The 18,481-nt window shown below is 72.7% G+C and carries 16 protein-coding genes; 10 read left to right on the forward strand and 6 right to left on the reverse strand.

Going from position 1 to position 18,481, the window contains the following annotated elements; translation table 11 throughout:
- Nucleotides 1–26 precede the first annotated feature (26 nt).
- Entirely contained in the window at nucleotides 27–1,643 is a 1,617-nt protein-coding gene (locus OG444_RS03030; RefSeq protein ID WP_327260597.1) for a hypothetical protein, read from the forward strand.
- A gap of 96 nt (nucleotides 1,644–1,739) precedes the next feature.
- Here the strand turns inward: OG444_RS03030 and OG444_RS03035 are convergent, their stop codons facing one another.
- Entirely contained in the window at nucleotides 1,740–1,940 is a 201-nt protein-coding gene (locus tag OG444_RS03035) for a hypothetical protein (RefSeq protein ID WP_327260598.1), read from the reverse strand.
- 133 nt (nucleotides 1,941–2,073) lie between these two features.
- On the opposite strand from OG444_RS03035, the gene OG444_RS03040 reads away from it, so the two are divergent.
- Nucleotides 2,074–2,613 carry a 2'-5' RNA ligase family protein gene (locus tag OG444_RS03040; RefSeq protein WP_327260599.1) on the forward strand — a complete coding sequence of 180 codons (540 nt, stop codon included), beginning with the start codon at nucleotides 2,074–2,076 and terminating at the stop codon, nucleotides 2,611–2,613.
- Between the two features lie 77 nt (nucleotides 2,614–2,690).
- On the opposite strand, the gene OG444_RS03045 is transcribed toward OG444_RS03040, so the two are convergent.
- The 3 genes from OG444_RS03045 to OG444_RS03055 form a co-directional block, all read right to left on the reverse strand.
- Nucleotides 2,691–4,511 carry an NAD-binding protein gene (locus OG444_RS03045; protein ID WP_327266641.1) on the reverse strand — a complete coding sequence of 607 codons (1,821 nt, stop codon included), beginning with the start codon at nucleotides 4,509–4,511 and terminating at the stop codon, nucleotides 2,691–2,693.
- Between the two features lie 414 nt (nucleotides 4,512–4,925).
- Nucleotides 4,926–5,033, reverse strand: coding sequence for a DUF6126 family protein (locus OG444_RS03050; RefSeq protein ID WP_327266642.1), 108 nt, complete (start codon nucleotides 5,031–5,033; stop codon nucleotides 4,926–4,928).
- Between the two features lie 293 nt (nucleotides 5,034–5,326).
- Nucleotides 5,327–7,069 carry a Stealth CR1 domain-containing protein gene (locus OG444_RS03055; protein WP_327260600.1) on the reverse strand — a complete coding sequence of 581 codons (1,743 nt, stop codon included), beginning with the start codon at nucleotides 7,067–7,069 and terminating at the stop codon, nucleotides 5,327–5,329.
- A 352-nt stretch (nucleotides 7,070–7,421) separates the two neighbouring features.
- Here OG444_RS03055 and OG444_RS03060 point away from each other — a divergent pair, with 352 nt between their 5' ends.
- The 7 genes from OG444_RS03060 to OG444_RS03090 all read left to right on the forward strand — a co-directional run bounded on the left by OG444_RS03060 (nucleotide 7,422) and on the right by OG444_RS03090 (nucleotide 15,030).
- Nucleotides 7,422–8,600 carry a barstar family protein gene (locus tag OG444_RS03060; RefSeq protein ID WP_327260601.1) on the forward strand — a complete coding sequence of 393 codons (1,179 nt, stop codon included), beginning with the start codon at nucleotides 7,422–7,424 and terminating at the stop codon, nucleotides 8,598–8,600.
- 152 nt (nucleotides 8,601–8,752) lie between these two features.
- Nucleotides 8,753–9,271, forward strand: coding sequence for a hypothetical protein (locus tag OG444_RS03065; protein WP_327260602.1), 519 nt, complete (start codon nucleotides 8,753–8,755; stop codon nucleotides 9,269–9,271).
- A gap of 230 nt (nucleotides 9,272–9,501) precedes the next feature.
- On the forward strand, nucleotides 9,502–10,728 hold the full coding sequence (locus OG444_RS03070; protein WP_327260603.1) for a cytochrome P450: 1,227 nt from the start codon (nucleotides 9,502–9,504) through the stop codon (nucleotides 10,726–10,728).
- A gap of 345 nt (nucleotides 10,729–11,073) precedes the next feature.
- Entirely contained in the window at nucleotides 11,074–11,625 is a 552-nt protein-coding gene (locus OG444_RS03075) for a rhodanese-like domain-containing protein (protein WP_327260604.1), read from the forward strand.
- Between the two features lie 120 nt (nucleotides 11,626–11,745).
- Nucleotides 11,746–11,997: an EF-hand domain-containing protein gene (locus OG444_RS03080; RefSeq protein WP_327260605.1), complete on the forward strand. Its 252-nt coding sequence runs from the start codon at nucleotides 11,746–11,748 to the stop codon at nucleotides 11,995–11,997.
- Between the two features lie 180 nt (nucleotides 11,998–12,177).
- Nucleotides 12,178–14,064 (forward strand): serine/threonine-protein kinase, encoded by a 1,887-nt coding sequence (locus OG444_RS03085; RefSeq protein ID WP_327260606.1) that lies wholly within the window; start codon nucleotides 12,178–12,180, stop codon nucleotides 14,062–14,064.
- A gap of 303 nt (nucleotides 14,065–14,367) precedes the next feature.
- Complete coding sequence (locus tag OG444_RS03090; protein WP_327260607.1) at nucleotides 14,368–15,030, forward strand: deoxynucleoside kinase; 663 nt, start codon at nucleotides 14,368–14,370, stop codon at nucleotides 15,028–15,030.
- 106 nt (nucleotides 15,031–15,136) lie between these two features.
- On the opposite strand, the gene OG444_RS03095 is transcribed toward OG444_RS03090, so the two are convergent.
- Entirely contained in the window at nucleotides 15,137–15,883 is a 747-nt protein-coding gene (locus tag OG444_RS03095) for a ferritin-like domain-containing protein (RefSeq protein WP_327260608.1), read from the reverse strand.
- 205 nt (nucleotides 15,884–16,088) lie between these two features.
- Between OG444_RS03095 and OG444_RS03100 the strand changes: the two genes are divergently transcribed.
- Nucleotides 16,089–16,454 (forward strand): hypothetical protein, encoded by a 366-nt coding sequence (locus OG444_RS03100; protein ID WP_327260609.1) that lies wholly within the window; start codon nucleotides 16,089–16,091, stop codon nucleotides 16,452–16,454.
- 82 nt (nucleotides 16,455–16,536) lie between these two features.
- Here the strand turns inward: OG444_RS03100 and OG444_RS03105 are convergent, their stop codons facing one another.
- The gene (locus tag OG444_RS03105) at nucleotides 16,537–18,195 is read right to left on the reverse strand and encodes a hypothetical protein (protein WP_327260610.1); all 1,659 of its coding nucleotides are present in this window, start codon (nucleotides 18,193–18,195) and stop codon (nucleotides 16,537–16,539) included.
- Nucleotides 18,196–18,481 lie beyond the last annotated feature (286 nt).

Raw genomic sequence — 18,481 nt, forward strand, 5'->3', positions numbered from 1 at the left:
CGGTTCGCGTTGCTGAGGAGACGGACATGCGCCTGTTGCTGACGGTCCTGGAGGGCGACGGGATCACGGGGGTCTCCGACCGCGGTCTGAACTCGGCGCTGGTCAAAGCCCTCGGCGAGCAGAACATGGCGCACAAGCGCCCCCACTTCCTGCTCCCCGGCATCGGGTTGCCGGCCCGGCCGGACGTGGCGGACCTGGCTCCGGGGCGCTGGCGGCTCGTGCACGACGAGGTCTTCGCGCAGTACGTCGACCTCGACGCGCCGCCGGAGCTGACCATCGCCGCGTTACAGGACCGCGCGCTGCGGACGGCCCGGGAGCACGGGCTGACCCTGGTCGCGGAGAACCGGTGCGCCGGCACCGTCGAACGCATCTGGCTGGCCGACCTGTTCGCCAGCCTCGCACTGGACCCCGGGGCGACGGTGCGGGAATCCGGCCTCGCGGCAGGCGACGTCGTCGTCCTGTGCATCCTGCACACGCAGCAGCGCTCGTACGCACTGGCGCCCGTGCCGCGTCCGCAGGACATGCAGGCAGTCCTCCACGCCGCGGCGGCGTCGGGCGGTGGACGGCCCGGGCTGTGGGGTGCGCTGCTCTACACCGACGCCGATGCCGGGCTCGCCCGCTACGTCCGGGAGTACTTCGACGAACTCAATGCCCTGTCAGGTGCCGACCTGCGCATCTTCGTCGTGGAACGCCCCACGGCATGGCGTACCGCGAAACGGTACTGGCGCGACACCCTCGACCACGAGACGTACCGAACGTTCGCGGCCCTTCGCTGGCTGCGCTGGAAGCCCTACGAGCGCCACCGCGTCTACGATCTGGCACGCGAGCTGGGCGTGGCCGTCACGCAGCTGCCGTGCCTGGTGCTGTTCCACGACGTCCGCGATCCGCACAAGGCCGTGTTCCCGCTGACTTCGACCGGTCCCGCCTACCTGCGCCACCTCTTCTCCCGGGTGCACGCCGCGGTCCGTCCCGGCGCTCCGGGGTTCCGGGCGACGGCCGGGGAGGACGCCACCGGCATCGAGAGCGCCTTCCGCCGGATGCAGGAGGCCTGCCAGGCGGCAGAGCAGTGGCCCGAAGGGACCCCGCAACGCGCCGCGGCCCTTGAACGGGCCCGCGAGCTGCTGAAGCGCCCGTCGGACCACTACGACGAGCAGCGCTCCCCCTTCGACCAGGTCCGCGCGCTGCCGGCCGGTACCCCGGAGGGCTCCGCAGCCTTGGACCGCGTGCGCGCCGCCGCCGCCGACATCAACCGCGAGCTGGGCGAGATCGCCGCCGGCTGCGCCGAGGAGACCCGCACCATGACGCAGAACAACTTCCACTTCCACGGCCGGACCACGTTCATCAACCAGCCGGTGGACACGGTCATCAGCGATTTCCAGAACGACCACCGCACCGGCCCCGGCGCCTCCGAACTGGTCCAGGTGCTGCGGCTGGTGCTGACGAGCCGGGACCTGGCCGACGCCGACCGGCAGGAAGCCGCCGCCCTCGTCCACGGCGTGGCGGACGACCTGGCCACCGGCGACCCCGACGGCCGGGCACCGACCCGGCTCGAACGGCTGCGCGCCCTGGTGGCGGGCGCGGCCGACATCGCGCAGCCGGCCGCTGCGCTGATCACCGCCGTCAGCGGTCTGATGGCGCTGTAGCCCTGCGGCTTGATCGTCAGAGCCCGTGGAGGGTGCGTACACACGCACGTACGCACCCTCGCAGCGGACGGCCGGTCCTCCGCGAGCGGCGGGCTGTCAGACGCGCGCCGTCTTCAGGACCGTGAGACCCCTGTCCGCCGCCGAATACCCGGCCGGCTCGTTGCCGTCCTTCAGGGCCTGCTTCGCCTTCGCGATGTAGTCCCCGACCTCGTCGCGACGCCTCTGATCGAGCTTCGATTCGACATCGGCCCAGATCTGCTCGAGCTGCTGGACCTTCAGGACCAATCCTTCGGACATCTGCACTCCCCACAGCATTCGGCACTCAAGGTAGTGATCTTTTCACGCTCCGCGCCCGATCCGGGCGCGCCGTACCGGCGCGATGCGGTCGCCCCGCCGCGACCGGGCGGCAGAGGTGACACCATGCGATGTCATGACGGACGAGGGCGGTAGTACGTTTCAGGCAGGCCAGACGGGGCTCATCATCCGGATTCCGGAGGCGGAGTCGGCCGTCCGCGGGTGGCGTGAGAGGTTCGACCACTCCGCCCGGGCCGGGATTCCGGCCCATGTGACCGTGCTCTACCCGTTTCTCGACGAGAGCCGGTTGGATCCGGCCGTCCACTCCGCACTGGCGGACGTGCTGGGAGGCCACCGAGCCTTCACCCTGCGGTTCGAGAGATGCGGACGCTTCCCCGAGGTGTCGTATCTCGTTCCCGAGCCCGACACCCAGGTGCGGCAGCTCACACGGGCGATCGCTGATCGGTGGCCCGAGGCGCCTCCGTACCGGGGCCGGTTCACCGAGGTCGTGCCGCACCTGACGATCGCCCAGGGCCAGGAGGACGCCGCCCTCAAGGAGATCGAGGCCGACCTCACCGGCAGGCTCCCGTTCACCGCTCGGGTCTCTTCGGTGGAACTCATGGTGCACGACGGCACTGAGTGGCGGGAACGGGCGTCGTTCGCACTCGGACGATGAGCTGAGCGTGAGACGGCCGCGAGCTGCTCGCGGCAATCGCGGTCGAGGTCGAGGTCGAGGTCAAGCTGTCGGCCCTGTCACAGCAGCTCGCCCCGGTCGGCCGGGGCGAGGGCGTGTCCGCTTCCCAGCAGCTCGGCGAGGCCCTGCCGGGTCGCGGAGATGATCACCCGGTCCTCGGGGCCGAGGACGTGGCCGGGGTGGAGGTCGAAGAGGAGACCGCTGACGTGGCTGCGGCCGTCGAGCCGGGTGGTGCGCAGGTCGGGTCGCCGGTCGGCCGGGTCGGTGGTGTCCAGGGCGAGGATCCTCCAGTGGCCCGGCCGGAACGTGTCGGCGATGGTGCGGCCTTCGAGGTGGGACAGTCCGGCGACGTCGACGGCGGCGAAGAGCAGGACGCGGCGTTCCACCGGTATGGCGCCCAGGATCCGGCGTCCCATCATGGCGCTGGCGAAGGCCGGCGCGGCCAGGGAAGTGACGCTGCGGCTGCGGGTGACGGCCTGGGGGTGGGCGGCGCGCAGGGTGCGGTGGGCGGCGGTGGCGAAGTCGTCGTCGTAGAGGCGCAGGGCCACGCGCAGGTCGGGGGTGATCGTGCGTGCGCAGAGGATGGCTTCGAGGTTGGTGGTGTCGGAGCTGGTGAGCGCGAGGAGCGCGTGGGCCCGGTCGGTCCGGGCGGCCTCCAGGACGCCTTCCTCGGTGACGTCACCGAGGACGACGGGGACACGCAGGCTCCGGGCGAGGGCGATGCCCCGGGCTTCGGGATCGGCTTCGACGCAGACGACGGGGATGCCGAGCTCGCGCAGCCGGGCCAGGACGCGGGTGCCGACCTTGCCCAGGCCGAGGAGGACGACGTGGTCGGCCGTGCCGCGCGGTGGCCTGCGCAGGGCGGAGGCCGAGCGGAAGGAACCCAGGGCTTCGAGGACGGCGGCGACCAGAACCGGCAGGAGCAGCAGTCCGATCAGGCCGGTGAAGAGCTGGAGCAGCTGGCGTTCGGTCGGGTCGCCGATCGCCGGGTCGTTGATGGAGAACAGGTCCAGGAGGGTGACGTAGGCGGCATGGACGGGGTGATCGCCGGTGGTGACGGACGAGGTGACGGCGATGGCCATCACGGCAGCGGTGAAGCCGACGAGTGACCAGCGGACCCGGCGCGAGAAGAGTTCCATCACCGGCAGGGCGGCTGCGCCGAGCCGGCGCTGTGGCGCGGACGAGGCGGTGTACGAGGCCGCTTCGAGTACGACGGCGCCCCGCTGCGCGGACTGTGCGACCTCCATGGCGGAGGGCAGGAGTTGCGGGCCGGCGGGGCCGCTGCGGTCCGATCCCTCGGCTCCGGCGGGGTCGTCCGTGGTGGAGGAAAGGAGGGCGAGGGTGCAGAGGCTGGGCTCGGTGGTCTCCCGCCGCTGCCGCGGAGTGCGTTCGGTGACCCGTAGGAGCAGTCCGTCGGCCTGGAGGACCTTGCCGGTTCCTGCGACGACGGTGGCGGCGAGTGCGGGAGCCGCCGTGTCGGCGTCCGAGAGGACCACGGTCGCCGAGTCCGCCGTGCTCGCCGGGTCTCCGGCCACGGCGGCTGCCTGGTCGAGGAGTTCGGCGAGGTAGCGGCCGAGCTTGCGGTTGTAGAGGCGGATGACCAGGCGCACTCGCGGGTTGATGCGGCGCGCTGTCAGCGCCGCCCGGATGTTGGCCTCGTCGTCCTCGTAGGCGAGCGCCACCGCCGTGGCACGGGCGCAGCCGGCCTCGCGGAGGGCGGTGGCGTCCGGTGTCTCGGCTTCGACGACCCTGGTGGTGCGAGGAGGTACGGGGCCGATCACCGCGGCGTCGGGCAGCAGGAGCGTGACGGGCTGGCGGTAGATGTCCTGGAGCTCACCGGCCAGCCGTACGGCGAGTGCGTCGTCGCCGCAGACCACCATCGCGTCCGCTCTGCGCGGGTGTTGAGACTGCTGCGGTATCAGATCCACCTGCGTGGCCCCCCTGTCGTGTCGCGGCCCGCTGCCGCACCCCGCTCACACGTCGCCCCTTACGCATCGCCTCCCCCGCATCACGCACCGGGCGAAGGGTTCGGCCATGGCCCTGTACGGCCCGGCATCTGCGGTGAGTCCATACCCCGCCTCAGCCTGCCGCCCGCCAGGAGCCCCGTCCATCCGTGCCGACACCCATATCGCCCGGTGCGAAGCGGCGCCGGCGTCCGGCGTCGAAGAGGGGTTCCGGCCCCGATGCGCCGCGCCGGCGCCCTCGGGGGCGCGGTCGTCAGCGCATGCCGGCATCGACCGGCGCACGGCCTGTTCGCGTCCGTCGCCATCTGCACCGCGAAGCCCGGGCGGCGGCTACTTCTGGGCGTGCTGACCCAGGTAGAACAGCAGCCACACGAACCCGGCGAACAGGTGGGTGCCGAAGATGTAGAAGAAGGCGCGCAGCGCGACGCCCTTCTGCAGCCACCTCTCGTGTCTCTCGGCGGCGTTGTCCTCGGGCTTGTGCGTCACTAGCTTCTCCTGCTCGGTTCCGGGGCCGGTCACGGCGTGCCGTCCGGTCACGAGGCCGAACACTGCGGGCGCCCGCTCCACCACTGGCGCGCCGCCCCTGCGCAGTGCACCGGCGGCGCCGTCCACGATAGTCGCCGCTCGGCCGGGGCCGCCTGGGCGGGAGTCCTGTGCCGGGATGCCGCGCCAGGACCGGATCCGGGGCCGGCCGGCCCGCCTCGGCGCGCCCCGGCCGGGTCGTAGGGGGGTCAGTCCCCCGTCCCGGGTGGCTGTCGCTTCTCGAACGGCGAGGCCACCGGGAAGTAGGCCTCCAGGAAGGCGGCGACGATGTTGTGCTGCTGCCTCGCGGTCAGGCCGACCCCCGCTCCGTCCCTCGCTCCGGCTCCGGCCTCGGTCGGCGCGTCCTCGTCGTCGGCGAGACAGAAGGCGTCGTTGCTGCGCTCTGCGGCCAGCGGCGGCAGCGTCTCGGTCACGTCGTGGCGCGCGGTGCTGACGTAGACGTGCGCGAGGTGGCCCTCGACCGCATGGCCCTCCGCGAGTGCGAGGTGCGAGGCGAGGGTGATGGGGGCGAGGTCGTCCGTGCTGCGGAAGACCGAGCGGGCGGTGGCGGCGAGCCGGCCGGGCAGGAGCTCCTCGGTACGGGTGAAGAGGGAGCGGGTGAGGGGGTAGGGGGTGTGGGCCAGGATGTGCGGATAGGTGCGGCCGACGGCCTCCTCGACGGCCCGCCGGGTGACCTTCTGCGAGGCGGTGAACACGTCGTCGCCGGCCCCGCTGCCGGGGTCGACGGCGCGCCGGTCGTGGAACACCTTGGGCAGTCCGGAGGGCAGGAAGTAGTCCTGCGGGCGCTGGGGGCGGCCGAGGAAGATGTCGTCGTTGAAGTAGACGAAGTGCTCGGCAAGGCCCGGGATGCGGTGCAGCCGGCTCTCGATGGCGTGGGAGTTGAACACCTCGGGAGCGTCGGGGTCCGTCACGAGTTCGCGGTGGTCGACGACGGTGACGCGGGGATGACAGGTGTCGAGCCAGTCGGGGGCCTGGTCGTCGGTGACGAGGAAGACGTGCCGGATCCAGGGCGCGTAGGCGGCGATGGAGCGCAGGCAGTACCGGAGCTCGCCGCGGTCGCGGTACCGGTTGTCGGCGAGGTCGATCCCCGTGGGGCGGCCGGTGCCGGCGGCCGCGGCCTCCGCGGCCCGGTCCCTGCGTCGGCGCCACGCGGGGTCGGCGGCGTCCACCCAGGTGATCACGGCGTCGACGGGAAAATCTATGTCGTCCGGGAAGCGACCGGAGAAGCAGCCGACGACGGGGTAGTCCCGGTCACCGATCCGGCGGGCGGCCGAGGCCGTCAGGGAGGGCACCCACCAGCCGTACGGGGTCTCGCGCAGCGTGGCCAGGGCACCCTCGCCGGAGTCCGGGGCCTCCCAGAACTCCAGGTCGCAGCCGGTCTCGGGGCCGTAAGCCAGGGTACGGCCGGAGGTGACGACCGGATGGTGGAGGCGTACGGCGCGGACGCGGGCGGACCGCGCGGACCCACCGGCCTGCCGGTCGCCTCCGTCGGCCGGGACCCCCTCGACGGCGTCGACGGCTGCCGGGAGGTCCTCTGCCAGGACGTCCCCGGCCTCGCCGTCGGCCATGACGAGTCGGGCGTAGAGGGGGGTTCCTGCGAAGGCTGCGGCACAGGCCTTCAGCGTGGCGGCCCGGTCGCCCGGGGCGATGGCCACCCGGTGGGTGAGCCGGCCGTCGGGGACGAGCCCGTAGGGGACGTCGGCGGCCTCCAGCGCTTCGGCGAGCGACCGGAGGTTGGCGTCGCGGGCATCGGCGGGGAGCAGGTCGTCCCGGACCAGGGCGAGACGGCCGCGGTGGCGCACCAGGCCCGGCACCGTCGCCAGCAGCTCCTCCTCACGGTCGGCGGCCCGGCCGCGCCGCGAGGGCCCGTCGCCCGTGCGCTCCGGCCCGGCGGGGCCCGGCTGACGCGGGATCCCGCTGCGGCGACGCACTGTCCGGGCGAATCTGCGCAGCCGGGCCGGAACAGGAAGACGGCGTATTCCCTGCATGTACGTCCTCGGTGTGCGGCGCTGATGAACAACTGCCGGTGTTCTGAGTGCCCTGAGCAGGAGCGGCGCGCTCAGGCGCATGTGGAGGCCTTGTTCAGCGATACGTTTCCCGTAGTTCACGTTTCATGCAAGGGTCCGAAGTCCTGCTCTCCCGAATCACAGCGACTTCTCATGCGGGGCGGCGCCTCGGGGCGGCCCGCCCGTCGGCACGACGGCTCCCCGCGCGGCCCGGGCCGGGCCGGGCCGGGAGGGCCCGTATCGTAGGCCGGAGGTCGCTCGCACGTTCGGGGGTTGGGTGCGCATCGCGGAGCACGCCGGATGGGACCGGGCCTTCCCGGTGAGGTACCTCCTGGTCCAGGAGGACGAAGAAGGTGTGGAACAGCTCTGGGGGAGGTGCGCGGGCGTCGAAGGGCTCTTCGTCGACCCGGTCCCGCCGCCGCGGGAGGTTCTCACCCTCCGTGGCTGTCGCCCCGACGGGCTGCTGAGCGACGCCCTGGCCGGGCCCGACGTCTCGTTGCGGAGCCTGGGCGATCTGGGCCTCGAGGTCTGGGACGACGAGCAGGCGGTGCAGTGGTGGACCCTCGTCGACGCGGTCGTGGTGGCCCACCAGCCGCACCCGGCCGATCCGGGGCGCTACGACATCGTGCTCGGCGCCGGCGTGAGGAACGACGAGAGCTTCTTCGAAGCGTCCGAGGCGTCGCACTTCGAGCTCTTCGGGGGAACGACGGTCGCTGCCGCGAGTGCGGGCCGATGCTCCGCCGTGGACGGCCTGTTCGTCCCACGTGCGGACCCGGCCCCCGTCCCGCTCGAGCTGATCGGCTGCGAGGCCGCGGAACCGCTGCTCGTGGGGACACAGCAGCCCCGCCGGTGGGCACGGAGCTCGGCCGAGCTCCTGGTGCTGGATCGCCATGGTGCCGTGATGGCCTCCCGCACCGTGGGCCTGGCCGTCGACGGGGCGCGCCCTTCCGTGCTCGGTGACGGGCTGGAGGACCTCACGCTCACCGATGGCGGCGAGGATCGACCACTGCGGGCGGTCCGCCCGGTCTGGGCGGCGTGGTACCAGGGCCCGCCGACGGAGCCCAACCTGTGGGCGCCGTACGACGCGCAGGGCCGGGCCGAGTGGCTGGAACTCACCACGCGCGCCTGGCGCCTGCCCGCGCCCCGGCCGGACCGGTCCGGGGGCGAGCACCATCTCGACGGCCGGTTCATCACGGATGTCGCCGGGCTGCACTGCGCGGTCGCCGAGGCCCTGCTCGGGCCCGGCCGCTACTTCGGCCGGGAGTGGAACGCCTTCAAGGACTGCCTGGGCGGTGGATTCGGGGTGGCCCCGCCCTTCACCCTGATCTGGCACGACTCCGAGGTCGCGCGGTGCGCGCTGGCGGACGTGGTGGAGGACCCGCTCGGCCGGCTCTCCTACTTCGAGGAGATCCTGCAACTCCTCGAACGGCGCGGCGTCACGGTCGTGCTCCGGTGAACGCGCCGGTCTTGTCCACTCCCCGCCCACCCCCTCCCAACATAATCGAAGAGCTAGCACCCCGGGGGTTGAAGGTATCCCGACACCCTGCCAGACTCTCGACAGTCAACAGGCCAAGGGGCCTTGGGTATTGACCCATTGGGGGGCGAACCATGATCCACATCACGCTCGGCGCAAAGCGCCCGGTCGACCCGCAGGAGGACCAGCTGGGCCGCGATCACGTCGGCTGGGACCCCGACATGAGCGACGAGGCACTCTTCCGCGCCAACCGGGGCTGCTGGGTCCTCGGCGAGCGGGCCGAGAAGGAGCAGTACGTGCTGCTCTCCTCCGAGGGCAAGGTGCGCATGGCCATCGAGATCGACAAGCTGGTTCCGGTGGCCGGTGGCCGCAAGGCGGTCGAGGGCAGGTTCCTCACGGCGGGCGACCCGGTCTACGACGCCTACGTCGGCGGGACGCCTCCCGTGGGTCCGACCCGCAATCCGATCAACTACTACGACTCCCCGCACGACACCCGCCTGTGCGGGTGCGGCTGCGGTGAGCAGGTCGCAGGCGGCTGGTTCCTGTCCGGGCACGACCAGAAGGCCCTGCACGCCCGAGTCGCCAAGATCGGCACTGTCCGCGAGTTCCTCGACTGGTTCGACGCCACCTACGTCGAGCCGACGGCGGAGTAGCCGCTCGGGCGGCACTCGCCGTATCCGTGCGGGCCGTCAGGCCTGGTCGCCGCCCCGGCGACCGGGCCGAGCGGCACGGCGAGTGCTTCGTCGCCGCTCGGGCGATGCCGCCCGCCGGCAGGCGCCCTACCGGGCCGGGCGGCTTTCGGGCAGGATGACCCGGCGCACCGGCGGGGTCACCCGCGGCGGTGTCCCCCCCGCCCGGTCCCGACCGTGATCCGGAGGTCCCAGTGACGTGGCACGACGACCAGGCGCGGCGTGACGAGCTGTACCGCGACCCGTATCCGCTCTACGACCGCGCCCGCAGGACCGAGGGGCTGACGTACGTGCCCGAGTTCGACGCGTGGCTGGTGGCGCGTGACGCGGACGTACGGGAAGTGCTGCTGCGCGCGGAGGACTTCTCCTCGGCCAACGCCCTCCTGCCGGACGTCCCGCTCTCCGAGGCGGCGCTCGGCGTCCTGCAGCGTGGGTTCGGACCCCGGCCCACCGTCGTGTCCTCCGACGGAGCTGCCCACCGCCGGCACCGGGCCCCGCTGAACCGGGGACTGTCCGCCGCCCGGGTGGCGGCGCTGCTCCCGTACGCCCGCACCTGCGCGCAGGAGTTGGTGGACGGCTTCGCGGCGGACGGGGCCGCGGAGTTGGTGGAGGCGTACGCCCGGCAGTTACCCGGGATGGTGGTCGGACGGCTGATCGGGCTCGACCCCGCCGACGTGCCCGCGGCAGTACACGGCGGCTACCGGGCCGAGGAACTGCTGTTCCGTCCCCTGTCGCCAAAGGGGCAGGTCGCCGCCGCCGAGGACGTGGTCGCGCTCCAGCACCTGCTCGACGGGTACGTCCGCGACCGGCGCGACCACCCCCGGGACGACATGTGCTCGACCATGGTGGCCGCCCTGGCCCCCGGTGACGCCGAGCTCACGCTCGAACAGCGTCACGAACTGGTGACGAGCCTGCAGAACCTGCTGATCGCCGGATTCCTCACCGCGAGCGCCCTCATCGGCACCATGCTGATGCACCTGCTCGGCGACCGGCGGCAGTGGCAGCTGCTACGCGCCGATCCGTCCCTGGTACCGGCGGCGGTGGAGGAAGCCGTCCGGCACGACACGGCCATCCAGGCCTTCCGCCGGACCACCACCCGGCCGGTCACGCTCGCCGGAACGAAACTGCCCGCAGGGGCCGCCGTGCTGGTCGCGTACGGTTCGGCCAACCGCGACGGTGAACGATACGAACGAGCAGGTGAGTTCGACATCACCCGGCCCGGGAACCGGCAGCACGTCGCCTTCGGGTACGGGCCCCACGGCTGCCCCGGTTCCCAGCTGGCCCGCGAGCAACTCCGTCTGACACTGGAGCTGTTCGTCCGCCGCATGCCGGATCTGCGACTGGACCGGGCCCGTCCACGGCCCCGGATGCGGCCCACGCTGATCCACCGCTCACCGCAGGCCCTGCACGTCACCTGGTGAAGGGGTGACCTCGTCAACGAGCGACCTCGTCGCCTCCTGGTGACCGTTCACTCGTTCGGGTAGTCGCGTGCGGGACGGGCTCGGGACGGGTGCAGGGACGGGGGTCCCCCCGACGCGCGCCGTCCCCGCCGTCGTCCCCGCCGCAGGTTGCTGCCGCAGGTCGTTTCCGCTGGTTGTTGCCGCCGTGTGGCGGTCTCGTGGCGAGGTGGGCCGGACCGTGGCCGGGGCCTCCCTCAGTGCCTAACATCCCCGGCATGACGACGGCGTCGCACATCGCGCCGGACCACGCGTCGGCGCACCGCCGAGCCCTTCTCCCCTCCCCCTCTGCCAAGGACCAGGTCCGCCATGAGCGTTCCCACCCTCCTCGACGTCAGCCAGGCCCACCCGCGGCTGCGCGCACTGACCGTCGTCGACGTCCGCACCCCGGGCGAGTTCGCGTCCGGCCATCTGCCGGACGCCGTCAACGTCCCCCTCGACCGCCTCACACGGAGCCTGCCGGAGCTTCGGCGGGCCGCCGCACGCAGGCCCCTGCTCGTGGTGTGCGCCTCCGGTGCCCGATCGGAGAACGCCGCCGAAGCCCTGGCCTCCCACGGCATCCCCGCGTCGAGCCTCACGGGCGGTACCCAGGCCTGGACCGCCGAGGGCCACGGGCTCCAGTACCCGGAGGGCTCCCGCGCACGGACCGTCTGGGCGATGGAACGCCAGGTCCGCTTCGCCGCGGGCGTCACCGTGCTGCTCGGCCTGGCCCTCGCGCAGCTCCTCCACCCCGCGCTCGCACTGCTGTCCGCGGCGATCGGGGGCGGCCTGGTCTTCTCCGCGCTCACCAACACCTGCGGGATGGCGGTCGTACTCGGCAGGCTGCCCTTCAACCGCCGGGGGTCCGGGAGCCATCCATGAGCACGCCCGGCCCCGCCGAAACCGACACCGGTGAGGCAACCCCGCAGGGGCCCACAGCGTCCTCCCGGGCAGAACGCGCCGCCCGGGAGGCGGTGCGTGCACCTCTGAGAGGACCACGTGATGAGTGAGAAGGCCCGGCGCCTGTTCGATGCCCTCGACCTCGACCAGGACGGCACTCTGACCCGCGCCGAGGTCATCGGGGCCCTGCGCTCCAAGGGTCCGACCCTCGCGGCGCAGGGGGCGATCCCCTTCTGGGGCGTCGGGGACACCCACGAATCCTCGGCCCTCTTCGACGCGGCCGACCAGAACGGCGACCGCATGCTGACGTTCGAGGAGTTCGCGGCCGTGGTCAACCGCCGCTTCGGCTGGTAGCGGCCGGCCGGTCCGTCCGGGAGGGACGGCTGCCGGAAGTGCAGGACCGCCAACTCCCGGGGACGGACGGGTGGTCCGGGGACGGTCCGGGGCGGGGACGGTCCGGCCATTGGGTACGCTCTCGGTTGACTTCGGGGCGCCGGCAGGTGCCGAATCGCGGCAATCAGAGATGGGTCCCCCATGGGCAGTGCACCTTCCGCCGGCTTCTTCCAGCCGCTCAAGGCGGACGACCCGGCCGTCGTGGGCGGCTACCGCCTGGCGGCCGTGCTGGGCGCGGGCGGCATGGGCAAGGTCTATCTCTCCTACACGCCGGGCGGCCGGCCCATCGCCATCAAGGTGATCCGGCCCGAGTTCAGTGAGGACCCCGAGTTCCGGCGGCGCTTCCAGCAGGAGGTACGGTCCGCGGAACGGGTCCAGGGGCTCTACACGGCACCGGTCATCGACTCGGACACCGAGGGCGCCCAGCCCTGGCTGGCCACGGCCTACGTACCCGGCCCCTCGCTCGCCCACGCCGTGGCCCGGCACGGCGCCCTGCCGGTGCGCAGCGTGCTGCTGCTGACCGTCGGGGTCGCCGAGGCCCTGCATGTCATCCACGGCGCGGGCATCGTGCATCGCGACCTCAAGCCCGCCAATGTGCTGCTCGCCTCGGACGGCCCGCGCGTGATCGATTTCGGCATCGCCCGGGCCGCCGACTCCACCGCCCTGACCAGTACGGGCGTCAGTGTCGGCACCCCGGCCTTCATGGCCCCCGAACAGGCCTCGGCCGGCACGGTCACCCCGGCCACCGATGTCTTCGCCCTCGGGCAGATCGCGGCCTTCACCGCCATCGGGGCGTCCGTCTTCGGCGACGGGCCCTCGCACGCGGTGCTCTACCGGATCGTGCACGAGGACCCCGACCTCAGCGCCCTGCCCGAGGAGCTGCGGCCGGTGGTGACCCGCTGCCTCAGCCGCGACCCGGCCGACCGGCCGACCCTGACCGAGGTCATCGAGCTGTGCAACGCGGCCTCGGAGGCCCCGCTGCGCCAGGGCGAGGACTGGCTGCCGCAGGCCGTCGCCGGTTCCATCACCGAGCGTTTGCAGCTGCCGGCACCGGCGCCCACCCCGCCGCCGCAGCCACCGACGGTCGCGCCGACGGCCCCTGCGGCTCAGGCTCCGGCTCCGACTCCGACTCCGACCGAGGTCTCGCCGCAGTCCCCTCCGGCGCCCGCCGCCGCGCCCGGGTTCACGCCGACCGGTGTGGCCGCAGCGCCGACGCAGGCGGCTCCGGCTCCGCGGCCTCCCGCGCCGGGAGCTCCGGGGACCGTGCCGCCGGGTTACCGGACGCCGCCCCCGTACGCGCAGCCTTCGTACCCGCAGCCGCAGGCGCAGCCGCAGCCGCAGTACAACCAACCCCCGTACACGCAGCCCACGTACACCCCGGGCCACAGCACGCCGCCGCCGTTCCACACCCAGGGCTTCGCTCCCGGTCCGCCCGCTCCGCCGCGCCCCAGGCGGACGGGGCTGATCGTCATCGGCACGGTCGCAGCGGCGGTCGTAGGGCTCGTGGTCCTCGGGTCCCTGCTGCCGGACGGCACCGGCAAGGGCGGCGGCGACAAGGCGTCCGGCGGCGGTTCCTCTTCGGGCAGCTCGCAGCAGCGGCCCGACCCGCAGCCGGTCTCGTACCAGGGCATCGAGATGCCCCAGAACCACCAGCTGATGTTCGCGGACAACCCGCCGCGCCCGGCCGAGGAGCCGACCGGCGCCGGGGTGCTCTACGGGCACGGGGACCTCTTCTACTACCGGGACACCCTGTTCGGGGACGAGAAGTTCGGCACCGCGAACGGCAAGCTCGTCCTGCTGAACAACTCCGAGAAGGGCTCCCTGGAGACCTGCCGTTCCGTGACCCGCTTCACCGAGAAGCTCGGGCTCGACCAGCTCACGGACGGGTCGCAGGTCTGCGTGCTGAGCAAGGCCGGCCACATCACGCTGGCGACCTTCCGCAGCAGGTCGGGCGCGAAGGACGAGACCAGGTTCATCACCGTCGACCTGACGGTCTGGCGCAATGCCGACGACGCGGCGAAGAAGTAGCACCTCTCCGGGCCTCTCCGGTGAGCTCCGTAACGCTCTGCATGCATGAGGCTGATCGTCATTTAAGATTCAGGGCGGCCGCAGGGCCGGGGCTCGTCGCCGTGCGCGGCGACTGCGGAACGGTCGGGCCGGTCGAGGAGAGCGGCCCTTGTCAGGGCCTTGGTCCGGACGGGGACCACGCCACGCCGGTCACGCCGGTCATGAAGATCACGGGAATCGCATGACCGCCGCTGTGCGTCTCATCGATACGGGACGCCCGGCTCACCCGCCCACGAACAGAAGACCCCCAGGGAGAAGTGAGGTATGCCAGTGATCTGCGTCGGAGGCATGATCGGCATCGGCAAGACCAGTGTGGCCGAGCTGATCGCCAAGGAGCTGGGCAGCGAGGTCTTCTACGAGAGCGTGGACGACAACCCGATCCTCCCGCTCTTCTACACGGCGAGCCCCGAGGAGATCCAGGCGAAGCGCTACCCCTTCCTGCTCCAGCTCTACTTCCTGCAGACGCGGTTCGCCTCGATCAAGGAGGCGTACAAGCAGGGCGACAACGTCCTCGACCGGTCCATCTACGAGGACTGGTACTTCGCCAAGGTCAATCACGACCTGGGCCGGATCAGCTCCCTCGAGATGCGGGTGTACGAGGGGCTGCTCAACGAGATGATGCGCGAGATCGACGGCCTGCCGTACCGCAAGGCCCCCGACCTCATGGTCTATCTGAAGGCGGACTTCGAGACGGTGCTGCACCGCATCGGGCTGCGGGGCCGCGATTTCGAACAGGACAAGGGTCTCGTCGACTACTACCGGACGCTGTGGTCGGGCTACGACGACTGGGTGCACAAGCACTACTCGGCCAGCGAGGTCCTCGTCATCGACATGAACCACACGGATGTGGTGCACAACCCCGAGGACGCCGCCCGCGTGGTGCAGGAGGTCAAGGACACCCTGGCGGCAGTCGCACGCCGGGCCTGAGCCCTCTCGGATCGCGGTCCGCAGCCCGTCCGGGCACGGCCTCCGGGCGGCGGCCCCGGGCGGCAGTCCCGCACGGCGGCCCGCACGGCAGGCCCGGGCGAGCGGGTCAGACGCCCGCCCCCAGCCCCGCACCCGCCGGGGCGGGAACCGGGCCGCCCGACATCGCGCGGGCCATCCACCCGGAGGAGCGCAGGGTCTGCGCGACGAACGCGCCGCGGCCCACCCCGAGGGCCCGCAGCGCCGGTCCGTGGTCCACTGCGACCAGGGCGGCGGCGGCGCCGAGCAGTCCGCGCCACCCTGCCGTCACCGCCCGGCGGGCGGGCCGGGGCAGTCCCGCGAGCCCCTCCCGCAGGCGCAGGCAGTGGAAGGGCACGTGCCGCTCCTCGTCCGCCAGGATCCGGCCCGCGACCTCGGAGATCAGCGGGTCGGCGGCGCCGTCGCGCAGGGCCCGGTAGTAGCCCAGGGCCACCACCTCGGCGATCATCAGCACCAGCAGCTCCACCCGCAGCCCGAGCAGCCGCCGGACCCGGACGAGGGCGGCGTCGCTCCAGTGCCCGTCGAGGGTGTCGGCCCCGCCGGCCGCCAGCAGCAGCTTCAGCATCCGCGCGTGGTTCTGTTCCTCGGCAATGAAGAGCCGGACCGCCTCGGAGTAGACCGGATCACCCGCGAGGTCGGCCTTGCCGCAGAGCGCGGAGCCGTCGCCGTCCTCGCCGACCTGGAACTTCTGGATGCTGCGGACGATCTCGGGCGACAGCTGCGCACCCTTCCCCCAGTCGGGGTCGCCCACGGCCGCTCGGCGCTCCCGCTCTGCCTCGAACTCGCGCACCCATGCCCCGTACTCAATTTTGATCATGTTCAAGAATCTAGCGATCATTGAGCGTGTTCAAAAGCATCTGAATGTCATGGCCGCGTAACAGAACGCCGTGGGCTGCACTCCGGACCGATCTCGCACGGCTCATGTCCTTGCCGGGAAGGTCGAACGCGGCGACGATGCTTCCGAGCCACGGCCATCCGGATCCCGCCGGTCCCGGCCGGGGCAGGGGAGAACAGGGGAGACAGTGACAACGCACAGCAATCCGAGGAAGCGCCCGACCGCCGCGACGGCACTCGTCCCGCTCTTCGTGCTCGCCGGGCTGCTCCTGGGCCCTGCGGCAACCGCCTCGGCGACCGCTCCGACCGCCCGGCAGGCCCTCGCCGCCGCCGCGCTCCCGCAGAGCGGGCTGCTCGCCGGCGCCGGCGTGGCGACCGGGCTCCACGCACCGACGTCGTCCCAGGTCCGGGCCACCACCGGGAACAAGAAGGGCAAGAAGAAGAGCAAGAAGAAGACGAGCGGGCTGTTCAAGAATCTCTTGATCGTCCTGGTCGTCGTCATCGTGCTGCTTCTCGCCCTGTACGGGATCCGCCGGGCCCTGCGCAACAGGTGAGCCCGAGGCATCTCCTGCCGAGCGGGCCGGCCTGCCCCGACGGTCTCGACCCCGCCCGGGACCGTCCGCGGGGGCGGCGCCACTACGGCAGCGTCGGCATCCGGTCGATCCATGCGCGGATCTGCTCGTCCTGGAGGAACGCCCGGTAGTCGCCGTACTCCGAGAGACGGCGGTCCGCGGCCACGAGTGCCGTGAGTGCCTCCCGGACGGGCGGGGCGAGGTCTCCGCGGCGGGTGAGCGCGTCGAGGGCGGTGGGGAACGTCCAGTGCCACTGCCCGTCGGCGGCGTACGCCAGCACCGTCGCCTCCGCCTGCGCCGGTTCCGGCCACGGCGCTTCCCACGGCTGCGCGTACGACGATTCGGGCTCACCGGGCAGCAGCGGGCTCTCCCCCCAGGCGCGGAGTACCTCCCGCAGGTCCCCGACCAGCCAGCCCGCGCAGGCGACCTCGTCCCGCAGGGCTTCTCGTACCGCCGGCAGAAGCACTCCGCGGTGTGCGCGCAGCGGCCGGAGGACGTCGGCGACGTCCGGCTGCCGCGGGTCGCTCTGGCCATAGCCGCGGCCCAGCATGTCCCGGTAGGGCGCGACGAGCCGCTCGACGAGATCCGGCAGGGCGCGAGGGTCCCCGATCCGGGTCAGGGCCCACCGCGCGTGGTCACCGACGGTGCCGTCGAAGAACTCCGATTCCCCGGCGTCGTCGAGGAGGGCGGCGAGCCGGTCGGCGTACGGGGCCGCCCTGCGGCCGAGCACCGCCAGCAGATGCGCGGCCTTGTAGCGCACGTCGTCGTACGGGTCGGCCAACAGCCCCGCCGCGAGCGCCAGTACGGCCTCTTCCGCGGAGGGCCTGGTCAGCACGAGTCCCCACGCCTCGTCCAGCGCGCACCGGCGCAGCTCCGCGTCGCCGATCCGGCTCCCTGCCTCGGCCAGCGCGGCCACGAACGAGGTCGCCGCCGCCGTGTCGGGCTCCAGCAGCTGTACGACCCGGGCCACGACATCGTTGCGCTCGTACGAGAACTCGTGGTCCAGGGTGTACCAGACGGCCCCGAACTCCGGGGCGACCACGGGATCGGTGAGGATCTCCACAAGCATGGGGCCGGCGCGGAGCACCGACTGCGGGTCCATGGGCGCTGCGGCGATCACGGCTGCCACCCGCAGCACCGGATCTCCGCCGTGGAGGGCGTCGTCCAGCACGGCCCGTACCTCGGCGCGCCCGGACCGCGTCGGGTCCTCTTCGGCCGCGGCCCGGCCGAGCGCCAGCAGGAGGGGCACCCGGACGGAGCGGTCCGTCTCCCGGTGCCATCGCTCGAGCAGGGGCCCGGTCCGGTCGGCGACCAGCTGCAGCGCGGCCCGCCGCACCACGGGATCCCCGTCGTCGAACAGCCTCCGCAGACGGGGCCACTGCCGCTGCCAGGCCGCCTCCCGAACGGAGTCGGCCTCCCCGCCCTCCCCGTGGCCGGCCAGGTACGCCAGCAGGTCGACCAGGTCGTGCCGTGCGGGGGTCCGCGGGGCGAGGGCGAGATCCACCAGGAACGGCAGTGCGGCCGTCGCCACGTCGGTGCCCGGCCGCGCCGGGGCCGGGAGGAGGCGCTGCAGGTCGCAGTACGCCCGCTGCACCACCTCCGGATCGGTGGAGGCGTCCGCCCGGGCGATCCGGCGCAGCACCTTCGGTACGTCGGTGGCCGGTCGGTCCGGCCCCGCCCCCTCCAGCGCCTGCCAGTCCACCGCGTCCAGCGCCTCCCCCATGTCCCCCGCCTCACCCTCGGTCGCCCGTCCCCCGCCCCGGGCATCATGCCACTGGCTCAGAGGGCGCGGAGCGGCGTTTTCCCGGGCCGACGGGCGCGTTCGCGAAGGCCCCGGCCGAGCGCAACGCCGCGCTCGCGGACAGGGCTTCCGGAACCACCACCGAGCTCCGTACGCCCCTTACCGGGACACGGCCGCGTACGGCGCAGACGTCACCCTGGCCTGACCGCGCGGGCGCCGATGAACACAGCCGTCAACGGGAGTTGGCGGTTGTCGCCCCAACGGGGGA

It is taken from the genome of Streptomyces sp. NBC_01232 (genome assembly GCF_035989885.1).
GTDB lineage: Bacteria > Actinomycetota > Actinomycetes > Streptomycetales > Streptomycetaceae > Streptomyces.